Source organism: Rossellomorea vietnamensis (assembly GCF_025398035.1).
Lineage (GTDB): Bacteria > Bacillota > Bacilli > Bacillales > Bacillaceae_B > Rossellomorea > Rossellomorea vietnamensis_B.
In genome coordinates this window covers 26,730-40,008 of the sequence record NZ_CP104558.1, presented here as the reverse complement: position 1 = coordinate 40,008, position 13,279 = coordinate 26,730, and the positions used below count along the sequence as shown (strand labels likewise).

The 13,279-nt window shown below is 44.7% G+C and carries 12 protein-coding genes; 1 reads left to right on the top strand and 11 read right to left on the bottom strand.

Translation table 11 applies throughout. The features are described 5' to 3' along the window. Positions 1 to 253: 253 nt before the first annotated feature. The 8 genes from N5C46_RS00205 to N5C46_RS00170 all read right to left on the bottom strand — a co-directional run bounded on the left by N5C46_RS00205 (position 254) and on the right by N5C46_RS00170 (position 10,627). Positions 254 to 1,561, bottom strand: coding sequence for a dihydrolipoamide acetyltransferase family protein (locus N5C46_RS00205; protein ID WP_261750438.1), 1,308 nt, complete (start codon positions 1,559 to 1,561; stop codon positions 254 to 256). 46 nt (positions 1,562 to 1,607) lie between these two features. Continuing rightward, a complete protein-coding gene (locus N5C46_RS00200; RefSeq protein WP_034758078.1) occupies positions 1,608 to 2,591 on the bottom strand; it encodes an alpha-ketoacid dehydrogenase subunit beta in 984 nt (327 codons plus the stop codon). Between the two features lie 14 nt (positions 2,592 to 2,605). Next, entirely contained in the window at positions 2,606 to 3,604 is a 999-nt protein-coding gene (locus tag N5C46_RS00195) for a thiamine pyrophosphate-dependent dehydrogenase E1 component subunit alpha (protein ID WP_034758074.1), read from the bottom strand. A gap of 71 nt (positions 3,605 to 3,675) precedes the next feature. Further along, positions 3,676 to 5,100 carry a dihydrolipoyl dehydrogenase gene (gene lpdA / locus N5C46_RS00190; protein WP_261750437.1) on the bottom strand — a complete coding sequence of 475 codons (1,425 nt, stop codon included), beginning with the start codon at positions 5,098 to 5,100 and terminating at the stop codon, positions 3,676 to 3,678. 20 nt (positions 5,101 to 5,120) lie between these two features. After that, entirely contained in the window at positions 5,121 to 6,242 is a 1,122-nt protein-coding gene (gene buk, locus N5C46_RS00185; protein ID WP_263497491.1) for a butyrate kinase, read from the bottom strand. Positions 6,243 to 6,377: 135 nt separating this feature from the next. Next, on the bottom strand, positions 6,378 to 7,475 hold the full coding sequence (gene bcd, locus N5C46_RS00180) for a branched-chain amino acid dehydrogenase (protein WP_261750436.1): 1,098 nt from the start codon (positions 7,473 to 7,475) through the stop codon (positions 6,378 to 6,380). Positions 7,476 to 7,516: 41 nt separating this feature from the next. Continuing rightward, positions 7,517 to 8,425 carry a phosphate butyryltransferase gene (gene yqiS, locus N5C46_RS00175; protein ID WP_261750435.1) on the bottom strand — a complete coding sequence of 303 codons (909 nt, stop codon included), beginning with the start codon at positions 8,423 to 8,425 and terminating at the stop codon, positions 7,517 to 7,519. Positions 8,426 to 8,560: 135 nt separating this feature from the next. After that, complete coding sequence (locus N5C46_RS00170; RefSeq protein WP_261750434.1) at positions 8,561 to 10,627, bottom strand: sigma 54-interacting transcriptional regulator; 2,067 nt, start codon at positions 10,625 to 10,627, stop codon at positions 8,561 to 8,563. Positions 10,628 to 10,752: 125 nt separating this feature from the next. On the opposite strand from N5C46_RS00170, the gene N5C46_RS00165 reads away from it, so the two are divergent. After that, positions 10,753 to 10,992 carry a DUF2627 domain-containing protein gene (locus N5C46_RS00165; RefSeq protein WP_034758056.1) on the top strand — a complete coding sequence of 80 codons (240 nt, stop codon included), beginning with the start codon at positions 10,753 to 10,755 and terminating at the stop codon, positions 10,990 to 10,992. Between the two features lie 13 nt (positions 10,993 to 11,005). Here the strand turns inward: N5C46_RS00165 and N5C46_RS00160 are convergent, their stop codons facing one another. The 3 genes from N5C46_RS00160 to spo0A form a co-directional block, all read right to left on the bottom strand. Then, positions 11,006 to 11,740 carry a glycerophosphodiester phosphodiesterase gene (locus tag N5C46_RS00160; RefSeq protein ID WP_261750433.1) on the bottom strand — a complete coding sequence of 245 codons (735 nt, stop codon included), beginning with the start codon at positions 11,738 to 11,740 and terminating at the stop codon, positions 11,006 to 11,008. Positions 11,741 to 11,910: 170 nt separating this feature from the next. Then, positions 11,911 to 12,126 (bottom strand): hypothetical protein, encoded by a 216-nt coding sequence (locus N5C46_RS00155; protein ID WP_229592247.1) that lies wholly within the window; start codon positions 12,124 to 12,126, stop codon positions 11,911 to 11,913. Between the two features lie 235 nt (positions 12,127 to 12,361). Next, complete coding sequence (gene spo0A, locus N5C46_RS00150; RefSeq protein WP_034758050.1) at positions 12,362 to 13,141, bottom strand: sporulation transcription factor Spo0A; 780 nt, start codon at positions 13,139 to 13,141, stop codon at positions 12,362 to 12,364. Positions 13,142 to 13,279: the final 138 nt, after the last annotated feature.

Here is a 13,279-nt window from a genome sequence, read left to right as displayed (position 1 = left end):
GGAGGTTATGCCTCTTTTAATAAGTGAAGGAAAGAAAAAATGAGCGATAAGTTTCATAGTGAGAATTCCCGGAATGAGGAATCGGAATTATGACCCAGGTAGTGACCTATGACGATCTACTAGAATATTCTTCCAGTTATATTCCGGTTGTTTTTCCCGTAATTTTCCTGTTACGGACCTTTTTTAATAAGTCATTCTATCTAACTGCATAAAAAAATAAGGACCAACCACCCAGGGTCAGTCCTTATCAGTATTAATATATAGATGTATTTTCTTTCGAAGTGTTTTCTAAGATTTCTTTCACGCGCTGAAGGAATCTTCCGCATACCAAACCGTCAAGTACGCGGTGATCGAGTGACATACAGAGGTTCACCATATCACGAACTGCAATCATTCCGTTGTTCATGACGACAGGACGTTTCACGATCGATTCTACCTGAAGGATCGCGGCCTGTGGATAATTGATGATACCCATCGATTGTACCGAGCCAAATGACCCTGTATTATTCACCGTAAATGTTCCGCCCTGCATATCCTGGGAGGTCAATTTACCGCTGCGGACTTTTCCTGCAAGCTCGGTGATTTCTCTTGCGATCCCTTTGATTGTTTTTTCGTCAGCATTTTTAATCACAGGAACATAAAGTGCATCATCCGTAGCTACCGCAATGGAAAGATTGATGTCCTTCTTCTGAACGATCTTGTCTCCAGCCCACATGGAATTGATTTGTGGGTACTCTTTAAGAGCCTGGGCGACAGCTTTCACGAAAAATGCGAAGAATGTCAGATTGAATCCTTCACGCTGTTTGAATTCTGTCTTAAGTGAATTTCTGTAGTCAACCAGGTTGGTTACATCCACTTCCATCATCGTCCAGGCATGAGGTGCTTCATGTTTACTGCGTACCATGTTGGAGGCAATCGCTTTGCGTATGCCGGAAACCGGGATCTCGATATCACCAGGGACGACAGGAACATTCGCTGCTGCCGGTTTGGCCTGCTGTGCCGGAGCTTCCTCTTTCACAGGCGCCTGCTGTGGAGCCGGTGCGGACGGTTTAGGTGCCGGTGCATCTGTTGATTTAGGAATAGAACCTGATTCAATGATTTTCTTTAAATCTTTACGGGTGATCCGGCCGCCGTTTCCGGTGCCTTCCACTTGATTCAAATCAATATCGTGCTCTTGGGACAGCTTTAATACGGCTGGAGAATACCTTGCTTTATTTCCGCTATCTCTCGTTGGAGCCTTAGGCTTAGCAGGAGCCGACCCTTTCGCTTCCTCTTTAGCCTCTTCTTTCGGAGCTTCTTGAGCAGGGGATGTGCCTGCACCTTCAATCTCGATGGAACAAATGATTTCCCCGACTTCAAGAGTGTCCCCTTCTTCGGCAATCAATTCTTTAATGGTACCCGTGAAGGAAGATGGCACTTCTGCATTCACTTTATCTGTTTGAACTTCTGCAATTGGATCATATTTATTTACGGTATCACCTGGTGACACCAACCATTTACTAATTGTACCTTCTGTAACACTTTCCCCTAGCTGAGGCATTTTCATATTTTCAATACCCAATGAGGAACCCTCCCTACTGCTCTAGTTTAATTGGTGTGGACTGTGATTAAAATTCTGCAAGTTCACGCATAGCTTTTTCTACTTTGTCCGGGTTGATCATGAAGTATTTTTCCATAGTCGGTGCATACGGCATAGCAGGAACGTCTGGACCTGCAAGGCGTTTTACCGGGGCATCAAGCTCGAACAAGCAATTTTCAGCGATGATCGCAGAAACTTCACCCATGATGCTTCCTTCTTTATTGTCTTCAGTCACAAGAAGTACTTTACCTGTTTTAGATGCTGCTTCAATGATCGCTTCTTTATCCAATGGATAAATCGTGCGTAAATCCAGGATATGTGCTTCAATTCCGTCCTGGGCAAGTTTTTCAGCCGCTTGAAGGGCAAAGTGAACACATAAGCCGTAAGTGATGACTGTGATGTCTTCTCCTTCACGCTTCACGTCAGCTTTTCCGATCGGCAGCGTATAATCATCCTCGGGGACTTCACCCTTGATCAGACGATAAGCTCGTTTATGCTCGAAGAATAATACCGGATCTTCGTCACGGATGGCCGCTTTCAATAAGCCTTTCACATCATATGGAGTTGAAGGCATCACGATTTTCAATCCCGGTTGATTGGCAAAGACGGCTTCGACGGATTGTGAGTGATAAAGCGCTCCGTGCACCCCACCGCCGTAAGGAGCACGAATGACCATCGGACAGCTCCAATCGTTATTCGAACGATAACGAATTTTTGCCGCTTCAGAGATGATTTGGTTTACGGCAGGCATGATAAAATCAGCGAACTGCATTTCTGCGATCGGTCTCATACCATACATGGCAGCTCCGATCCCCACTCCGGCAATGGCTGATTCTGCAAGTGGCGTATCAATGACACGGTCCTCACCAAATTGGTCATACAAACCGTGAGTCGCTTTAAATACTCCACCTTTTTTCCCAACGTCCTCACCGAGAACGAAAACTTTCTCATCACGTTCCATTTCTTCTCTTATGGCCATGGTTACGGCATCAATGTATGAAATTACTGGCATGATTGAATTCCCCCTTACTTCTCTTCTGCGTAAACATACTTCATCGCTGATTCTGCTTCAGCATATGGAGCGTTTTCTGCATAATCCGTTGCTTCGTTTACAAGCTTCATAATACGATCATTGATTTCTTTCTCAATGTCATCATTCATGACGCCTGTCTCTTTCAGATACGCACCAAATGTGATGATCGGATCGTTCGTTTTCGCTTTTGCCACTTCATCCGGTGAGCGGTAGCTTCTGTCATCATCATCAGAGGAGTGTGGAGTCAGACGATAAGAAACCGTCTCGACAAGCGTTGGTCCTTCTCCGCGGCGCCCACGATCAGCAGCTTCCTTCACAGCTTTGTATACTTCGATCGGATCATTTCCATCGACGGTGATTCCAGGCATTCCGTACCCGATGGCTCGGTCTGATACTTTCTCACAAGCCAATTGTTTTTCAATCGGAACCGAAATCGCATATTTATTGTTTTCACACATGAAAATAACAGGAAGTTTATGTACACCTGCAAAGTTTGCCCCTTCATGGAAATCTCCTTGGTTGGAAGACCCTTCTCCGAACGTAACAAACGTCACAACATCTTTCTTCTCCATTTTGCCTGCAAGAGCGATTCCAACGGCATGTGGCACTTGAGTCGTTACAGGAGATGAACCCGTTACGATATTATTTTTCTTCTGTCCAAAGTGACCAGGCATTTGACGACCTCCTGAGTTTGGATCTTCTGCTTTCGCAAAACCTGATAGCATCAATTCCTGGGCCGTCATTCCGAATGTCAATACAACACCCATGTCACGGTAATACGGCAATACATAATCCTTTTCACGGTCCAGTGCAAATGCAGCACCAACTTGAGCCGCTTCCTGACCCTGACATGAAATAACAAATGGGATTTTACCAGAACGGTTCAGTAACCACATGCGCTCATCGATTTTTCTGGCAAGCAGCATGGTTTCATACATTTCTAATACTTTCTCATTGGAAAGTCCTAACGCTTCATGACGATTCTCAGCCATTTTATTTACCTCCTACACAATCTAATGATTGGGAAGGCAGAGAAGATCTCTACCTTTCCTGATTTTTCTTATTATGAGTGAATTGCCTTTCCATCTACGGCAAGCGCGGCTTCACCGATCGCTTCCGACAGGGAAGGGTGAGGGTGGATGGTATGGGCGATTTCCCACGGTGTTGCATCCAATACTTTAGCAAGTCCCGCTTCTGAAATCATGTCGGTTACATGTGGACCAATCATGTGCACGCCAAGGATGTCCTCTGTATCTTTGTCTGCAATGATCTTCACAAACCCATCCGATTCACCGTACACAAGCGCTTTTCCGATCGCTCTGAAGCTGAATTTCCCGACCTTAAGATTGTATCCCTTTTCTTTCGCTTCCTGCTCTGTGATTCCTACGCTTGCAATTTCAGGATTACTATAGATGCATTTTGAAATCAGGGAATAGTCGATCGGATGAGGGTTCTCATTCGCCATATGTTCCACGGCCGTGATTCCTTCATGAGACGCAACATGAGCCAACTGAAGTCCACCGATGACGTCCCCTATCGCGTAAATATGGGATTCTTTCGTTTGGAAGAAATCATTTACCTCAATAAAGCCCTTTTCCACCTTAATATCCGTGTTCTCTAAGCCAATGCCTTCAACGTTTGCTTGTCTGCCTACAGATACAAGGATCTTCTCTGCTGTAAAGGATTTTTCTTCCCCTTTATGCTCCGCGCTTATTGTCACTTCTCCGTCCCCTTTATTTAAGGATTCAGGAAGCACTTTTGCACTTGTCACGATTTTGACGCCCTTTTTCTTCATGAGGCGCTGCATTTCTTTTGAGATTTCATGATCTTCTGTTGGTACGATCTTATCAGCGTATTCCACAACGGTTACATCAACATCAAAATCAGAAAGCATGGAAGCCCATTCGATCCCGATGACACCTCCACCAACGATGATGATCGATTTCGGAAGCGCTTCAAGTGAAAGCGCTTCATCAGAAGATAAAACATATTCACCATCAATTTCAAGACCGGGCAGTGAACGTGGCCTTGAGCCTGTTGCTACGATGACATTTTTTGGAATGAGCATCGCGTTATCTTCGCCGTTGTTCATTTCCACGGAAATGGTTCCAGGCATGGGAGAGAAAATGGAAGGTCCGAGAATCCGGCCGAGTCCTTCGAAAACATCGATTTTACCCTGTTTCATCAGATGTTGTACACCTTTATGCAGTTGTTCGACGATTCCTTCTTTTCTTTCCTGAACCTTAGGAAAGTCAAGTTCCACTCCATTGATTTTTACACCGAAACTTTCACTATGTTTCGCTGTCGCATATACTTCAGCACTGCGAAGAAGGGCTTTACTTGGAATACATCCCTTGTGAAGGCATGTCCCTCCAAGCTTTCCTTTTTCAACGATTGCTGTTTTTAACCCAAGTTGAGAAGCACGGATGGCAGCAACATAACCACCTGTACCCCCACCGAGAATGACTAAATCATATTCTTCTGCCAATCTTAAGTCCCCCTTCTCTCTTATACTCTTGCCTCTTTTTTTACATTTCCCGGGTATACTTTATAGTCTTCTTCATTCCGTAAGACTCTTAAAGCCCCTTCAGCAAGAGCTTGCAGTTCATTTTCTCCTGGTTGAATAACGACATCCGCTATCCAGTTGATTCGTTCACTTATCGCTTTGACAAAATCCTTGCCGTACGCAAGTCCACCTGTTAAAACGATGGCATCGACTTTACCATTCAGGACCGCGCTTGCCGAGCCGATTTCTTTCGCAATTTGATACGCCATGGCATCATAGACGGCTTTGGCTTTTTCGTCGCCATTTTCTATCATTTTCTCTACCTTTACGGCATCATTTGTATCAAGATAACCGACCAGTCCACCCTGACCGACAAGTTTCTTCATGATTTCATCACGGTAATAGTCTCCCGAGAAGCAAAGGTCAACCAGATCGCCTGCCGGAACGGTTCCTGCTCTTTCAGGGCTGAATGGTCCATCTCCGTGGAGACCATTATTCACATCCACGACTTTCCCATTGCGGTGGGCACCTACAGTGATACCTCCCCCCATATGAGTGATGATCAGATTAAGGTCTTCATATTTCTTCCCGATTTGTTTCGCTACTCTTCTTGCGACCGCTTTCTGATTCAACGCATGGAAAATACTTTTTCTTTCAATGAGTGAGAACCCTGAAACCCGGGCAAGGGGCTGCAGCTCGTCCACGACAACGGGATCGACGATATAAGATGGAATATTTAATCCCGAGGCGATTTCAAATGCCAGGATCCCCCCAAGGTTAGACGCATGCTGACCAGAGAATCCTTCTTTCAGATCCTTCAGCATGTCATCATTCACTAAATAGGTGCCACCTTCTATCGGTCTTAGAAGTCCCCCGCGACCGCATACGGCACTCAGCTTTGAAATATTGATCCCTTCTTCATCCAATGTCTGAAGAATGGTGTTCTTCCTGAATTCATATTGATCGATAATCGTTGCAAATTCATTAATCTTCTCTGAATCATGACGGATCGTCTTTTCAAATATGGAGCGATCATCGTCAAAGACACCAATTTTGGTGGATGTCGATCCCGGATTAATGACAAGTATTCGATGTTTATTTTCCTGCACTGTTGTTACCTCCATTTGGGCAGCTGTATTGTAATGTTTGCATGAAAGAATTTCCCCCTATGATAGATAACCCCTTACGCTGTCCGATGTTCCCCTAAACCGGGAAGAAACGCTTCACTTTATCAAAAAGTAAAGCGTTCTTTCTTCTATTTATCCACGTCTGCTAAGAATGTGGTGTCCATTCTGCAGGAACTGACTTCTTGAGCGATGCATTTTTTCGATGCGCTCTTCTGCCATACGGTCAGCAGCTACATACGTTGGGACGTTATCACGATTCGCGATTTCGATGACGCGTTCTACGTTGTTGTACACCTGTTCCACTTTTTTCATGGCTCTTTCGCTGTTGTAGCCGTATAATTCATCTGCTACGTTGATGACTCCACCTGCGTTGATGACATAGTCAGGTGCATAAACGATACCCATTTCATGGATAGCATCACCGTGACGTGTTTCTTTCAACTGGTTATTTGCCGCTCCCGCAATGACTTTCGCTTTAAGTTGTGGAATCGTTTCATCATTGATAATCGCACCCAGTGCACATGGTGCAAAGATGTCACAATCCACTCCGTAAATATCATTGATGTCCACTGCTTTCGCACCAAATTCATCAACGGCACGTTGAACGGCTTCTTTGTTGATATCCGTCACGATCAGGTTTGCTCCTTCTTCGTGAAGATGGCGGCACATGTTGTACGCGACATTACCAACTCCCTGGACGGCGATTGTTTTCCCTTCCAGTGAATCTGTACCGAAAGCTTCTTTTGCTGCTGCCTTGATTCCGCGGTATACTCCATAAGCCGTCACAGGAGATGGGTTACCTGAAGAACCGAACGCTGGTGAAATTCCTGTTACATAATCTGTTTCTTCGTGGATCAAGTCCATATCGGCAACCGTCGTACCCACATCTTCCGCAGTGATATAGCGTCCATTTAACCCTTGGATATAACGACCGAAGGCACGGAACATTTCTTCGTTCTTATCTTTACGGGGGTCACCGATGATAACCGTCTTCCCTCCACCAAGATTCAGACCGGCAGCTGCATTCTTATAGGTCATCCCTCTTGCAAGGCGCAGTGCATCTTCAATTGCCGCTTCTTCTGATTCATATGTCCACATACGGGTACCGCCAAGGGCAGGTCCAAGTGTTGTATCATGAATGGCGATGATTGCTTTTAATCCTGAAGCTTCATCTTGACAGAATACCAATTGTTCATAGTCGTATTGTTCCATATAGCTGAAAATTTTCATTATTATTTCCCCCTGTAGGTTTATATTTTTAGAATGGATGATTATTTATTAGAAGCAGAGCATATAGCCAGTGCCAAAGAATATAATTTACTTTCTGCACTGTCTGCTCTGGATGTTAATACGATTGGTGCTTTAGCTCCGGCTATCACTGCCCCTACTTTTGCCTTGGCAAAGTAGATCAAGGATTTATATAGGGCATTCCCTGTTTCAATCGAGGGTACGAGCAGAATATCCGCTTGCCCCGCAACCGCACTTTCAATTCCTTTATGTTCGGCTGCATGATGGGAAACAGCATTATCGAGGGCTAACGGACCATCGACCGTACAATCCCGAATCTGCCCCCGTTGATTCATCATGGTAAGAGAAGCGGCATCGACTGTAGCCGGCATCGACGGATTCACCACTTCCACGGCGGCAATTGGCGCTACTTTCGGCGTATCCACACCGATTGACCGGGCAACCCCGACGGCATTTTCTATGATTTGCGCTTTTTGCTGCAGATCAGGAGAGATATTCATCGCGGCATCCGTAATGAACGTAAGCCTATCGAACCCGGCCACCTCAAATGCTGCAACATGTGACAGGACATTGCCTGTACGAAGTCCCCATTCTTTATTCAGGACTGCCTTCAAGATGACAGCAGTAGGGACATTCCCCTTCATAAGGGTACCTGCCTCATTTTCCTTTACCGCCTTCACGGCAAGCTCTGCTGCTTTTTGAGGCGAGAAGGCATGCTTGATTTTAATACTGCTGTGAGATATCAGCTGTGGGGCAACCTCATCCAATATGGTGATGATTTCTTCTTTATCCCCGAACAGTAAAAAGTCAGCCATGTTTTTTTCAACCGCCATGGAGACAGCCAAAAGGACTTCTTTATCTTCTGCTGCAGCGACTGCTACAGTGGAGTGTTCAATTCGGGTTGCTTTTTCCACTAAAGATTGTAGATTCATGTATGTCGTTTCAACCCCTTTTTTCTGTTATTGTGTTCCCATTTAACTACATGCAAGAAGCGTGCCAACTTTAATATCCTGAAAACGCTTTATAAAGCAGGAATTACTCATGCAATTTTTTTCACACCCTGCAAATTACTTCATGCTATTTATTTCAATGTTATATTTTTCAATTTTATAGTATAAGTTTCTCACCGACACATTCAATGCTTTAGCAGTAGCCGTCTTATTACCATTATTCTGCTCTAAAACTTTTTGAATTATATTTTTTTCATACTTTTCAACCTGGGTTGCAAGATCTTCATCGACTTGAAACGGAAGTTCCGCTACATTAACAGAGGGCTTAGCTGTATTTTCTAATTGGGGTAAATGCTTTCCATCTATTTGGACTTCATTGTAGTTCATGAAAATGATGGCTCTCCCCAATACATTTTCAAGCTCCCGCACATTCCCCGGCCAATGATAATTCATTAGCTTGTTCATTGCCTCAGCCGTCACTCCTTCGACGTTCCTTCCATAATCCTGGTTGATCTTTGTAATCAGGGTTTCGGTAATGAGTGGTATATCGGATTTACGCTGCCTTAACGGCGGGATTTGAATCGGCATCCGGTTGAGGCGATAATACAGATCTTCCCTGAAGGATCCGTCGGCTATTCCCTTTTCAAGGTTTACGTTCGTAGCGGCAATGACCCGGACATTGATTTGAATCGATTTCGTCCCTCCGACCCTCACGATTTCATTTTCCTGCAGGACCCTTAATAATTTCGCTTGTGTATTGGCACTCAGTTCCCCTATTTCATCGAGGAAGATACTTCCATTATTCGCCTCTTCAAACAATCCGCGTTTCCCCCCGCGCTTAGCACCGGAAAAGGCCCCTTCTTCATATCCGAATAATTCGCTTTCCAACAGGTTCTCCGATAATGCGGCACAGTTGACCCTGAGGAACTTATTGAATTTACGGTCACTCGCATTATGTATGGCATGGGCAAATAATTCCTTTCCGGTCCCCGATTCTCCGCGGAGCAGGACGGTAGCAGGTGTTTTCGCGCCTAGTTTCGCTTGCTCTATGGCGATCATCATTTCCTCTGAGTCACCAATGATATCCTCGAACATATATTTCGCTTCAAGGGTTCGGATGATCCTCCTCGCCCGGTCCAATTCCTGGGTGAGAGATTGTATTTCCGACATGTCATGAATGACGCCGACACTCCCCTTAAGCTTATTGTTTACAATGATGGGGGCAACATTCACGATGACTTCTTTACGGTTGGGTCCTACCCGCATCCTCGTGCCACGGATCGCTCTCCGTGTTTGCAGCACTTTCAAATGGATACTCTCCCCTTCAGAGATATCCGCCGTTGCAGGCTTCCCGATCACTTCCTCCCGGGAAAGTCCCGTGATCCTCGTGTAAGCAGGGTTGATCATAATCCCCTTTCCCTCTTCATCGACGACTGAAATCGCATCATCACTGGAATGGATGATGGCTTCCAGCATCGTCTGGATCTCTTTAAGGTTGGTGATTTCCTCTGCCAGATTCACTACTTCTGTGATATCTTTAAACACCGAAAAGGCACCGATGATTTCATCCTGCTCAGTGATCATCGGAATCCGGCTGGAAATGATCTTCAATCCGTTCCCAAGGATGACTTCCTGATTGATTTCAGTCCGTCTTGTTTCAATGGTTCTGGTCAGCCTGCTCTCAGGTATCACTTCAGAAATATGTAGCCCCATCACTTCTTCCTGGTGTTTGCCGATCATTCGCTCTGCACTTTTATTAAACAGCATGACAATGCCTTGATCATCGATCCCGACCATTCCATCATCAGTTGAATTAAAGATAAGATCCCTTTTAAAGGACTCGCTCGTCAATTGATGGATAAGATCCTCTTTTTCTTCGAGGAGCTTTGAAATAAGGAAAGCCACGCTCCCAGGGATGAGAACCGTATTCTTTCCACGGTGATCCCTAATCTGTTCAAACACTTCCTGTTCACCCGTCACCTCGATGACAATGTCCACGGAGTCGCTGAGGAAAGGTCGCCAATCCTTACCGACAGGGATGCCCAGTTCCTTTGACAGCTTAATGCCTGAAGCGTTTTCATTTACATCTACAACAGCAATCACTTTCATGACGGAAACCTCGTGGAGGATCTGCAGGATGGCTGTTCCACCCTTACCACCACCGACAATTAGAACCTCTTGCAACTTTCTTCACCCCGACACCTGCAATTTTTTTCACACCCATAATGTTACACTACTTTTCGAAACTTGACAATTCTCTGCTTGGAGTTAGAATTTTAGTATGGAAACGAAAAGGAGTTATGCATCTCATGGTCCGTCTTATTGCACTGATAATCATGTTGGTCCCCGGAGCATTCGCAGCTCTGGGGATTAAGTTGATGAGAGATATGTTATTCGGGATCCTGCAGCCTCCGATCCCTTATCTTTGGCTTCAATTTATGATCGGGTTAGTCTTTTTTGTTTGCGGTTTGGGCTTCATTGCAGGTTTCGTCCTGCATCGTGACCGAAAACGCAATAAAGTTCAGTCCCGATTCAATAAGAAAGGCTAGCGCAGTGTATGCGCTAGCCTTTCTTATTTTCCCTCAACTTCCAGGCCTTTTCAGGATAGTCCGTGACAAATGCAGTGCAGCCCAGATTCAGTAACCTTTCCATTTGATCTGCCTTATTCACCGTGTAGGGTCTAACACCAATACCGTTGTTCATGGCTTCGATGATAATCTCATCCCTTACCGCTTTCAGGTTGGGATGAATCGCTTTCGCCCTTATTGACTGGGCATAAATCCAGGGCATGAATAAGCGTGATGAGTAAAGGGGCGCGATTTCAACGGCGGGCTCCAAGCGGTAACAGGCCACAATCGAATAATGATTAAAAGAAGAGATGATAATCCGGTTCTCGTATCCGAACTCCCTGATCAGTCCGATTACCTTCTCTTCCAGACCTTGATAATCCATGATACTGTTTTTTAACTCGATATTACAAAGTAGTTTATTTCCCTTTAGCCACTGAAAGACTTCCCTCAATGACGGGACGCGATTTTTCTTGAATAGTTTACTCTTGAATTTGAAATTCGCCTGGAGCTTTTGAATTTCTTTTAACGTATAATCTTTGACGAATCCTTTTCCATTGGTCGTCCGGTCGACGGTTTCATCATGTATGACGACCATTTCTCCGTCTTTTGTCAGCTGAACATCCAATTCAATCCCGTCTGCCATCACTCGCTCCGCTTCATAAAAAGCTTCCATAGTGTTTTCCGGATGGGTACCCGCAGATCCACGATGAGCAAAAATCAGCGTCATGAGCTCACTTCCTTTGCTTTTCTATATGTAGATTCCTTCACTTATAGAATTTAATAACTGACTCCATTATATACTTATTTGCTCCTGCCTCAAAGAATGAACCTTTTAACGCCTAACATCAAAAAACCCTGAGGGACTCAGGGTTTATCGCGTTTTGTGGAGGCATTGAATTAGAACCAGCGGCAGCGGCATCTGCGGCGGTTGTCCATTTCACCGGCTACATCGTTATCCCTGCAACGGCGAACGGCTCTGCAGAAATCTTCTCCTCTGATATAAGCTCTGACAGGCACTCTGAAGTCGTTGTTGTCAGAAACACCTGCTACGTCATTGTTTCTGCAACGGTCAGAAGCTCCACCTACATTATCGTTATTACGATAACATCCCATGGTATCACCTCCCCCTTTGTTGTTTTTGCACTACACTTCATCTTATGTCAGAGGGGACAGGCTGTAAGGGCGAACCACCATTTTTGAATAAAAGAGGCGATTATATTAGGGTGTGATGAGGATTCGGAAGGACAAAAAGAAGAAATGAGCAAACAAAAACCCCCTGACCCGAATAATCAGAGGGATAGTCATGTAAAATTCAATTTGGAAGGTGCTTGTATTATTCCTTACTCTTTCAAGAAGCCATATGCTCCAAGCGCAGTTTATCCGCTACCATGGCAATGAATTCAGAGTTGGTCGGCTTGGCCTTTGACATGCTGACGGTGTATCCGAATAAAGAAGAAATGGAATCAATATTCCCTCTGCTCCAGGCCACTTCAATGGCGTGACGGATTGCCCGTTCCACACGTGATGCGGTCGTATTGTATTTCTTGGCAATATCCGGGTAAAGAACCTTTGTGATGGACCCGAGTAACTCGATATCGTTATACACCATAGAGATGGCTTCACGTAGATATAAGTATCCTTTAATATGTGCCGGCACGCCGATTTCGTGGATGATGCTCGTGATGCTTGCATCCAAGTTCCTTGGTTTTTGTTCTGTATTCATTCTGGATGAGGAAGGTTTTTTGATGATTGAGTTTGATTTACCGCTGACTTGTCTGATATGACTCACTAGGTTTTCCATATCGAATGGCTTTAAAATAAAATAAGAAGCTCCAAGGTCGACAGCTTTCTTCGTCACATCTTCCTGACCGAAGGCCGTAAGCATGATGACATTTGGAATTCCCTTCTTTTCACGAAGTCGTTCAAGCACCGCCAGCCCGTCCAAATGAGGCATGATGATATCCAGGACCAGGACATCCGGATCGACTTCCTCCAATAAATCTAAACAATCTTGACCATTATGGGCAATCCCTACTACTTCCATATCATTTTGCGAAGCGATGTAGTCCTCCAATAAAGACGTCAGCTCACGGTTATCATCCACAACACATACTTTAATCGATTTCACTACAGGTTTCCTCCTCAATCCTAATTAATTCATCTCTGTAATTTTATTCTAAATTACTTTTTCGACAATGCAACCTAAATTCCTTTTATTTTTGAAAAAAACTTGAAAATTATTATATTTTCTTCGATTTTCTAACGA

What these genes read in the sequence shown, in the direction of transcription:
- N5C46_RS00200 (WP_034758078.1), bottom strand. Translation starts at nt 2,591, where the DNA reads ATGCCAGTAATTTCATACATTGATGCCGTAACCATGGCCATAAGAGAA.
- N5C46_RS00195 (WP_034758074.1), bottom strand. Translation starts at nt 3,604, where the DNA reads ATGGCTGAGAATCGTCATGAAGCGTTAGGACTTTCCAATGAGAAAGTA.
- buk (WP_263497491.1), bottom strand. Translation starts at nt 6,242, where the DNA reads ATGGAGGTAACAACAGTGCAGGAAAATAAACATCGAATACTTGTCATT.
- bcd (WP_261750436.1), bottom strand. Translation starts at nt 7,475, where the DNA reads ATGAAAATTTTCAGCTATATGGAACAATACGACTATGAACAATTGGTA.
- yqiS (WP_261750435.1), bottom strand. Translation starts at nt 8,425, where the DNA reads ATGAATCTACAATCTTTAGTGGAAAAAGCAACCCGAATTGAACACTCC.
- N5C46_RS00165 (WP_034758056.1), top strand. Translation starts at nt 10,753, where the DNA reads ATGGTCCGTCTTATTGCACTGATAATCATGTTGGTCCCCGGAGCATTC.
- N5C46_RS00160 (WP_261750433.1), bottom strand. Translation starts at nt 11,740, where the DNA reads ATGACGCTGATTTTTGCTCATCGTGGATCTGCGGGTACCCATCCGGAA.
- N5C46_RS00155 (WP_229592247.1), bottom strand. Translation starts at nt 12,126, where the DNA reads ATGGGATGTTATCGTAATAACGATAATGTAGGTGGAGCTTCTGACCGT.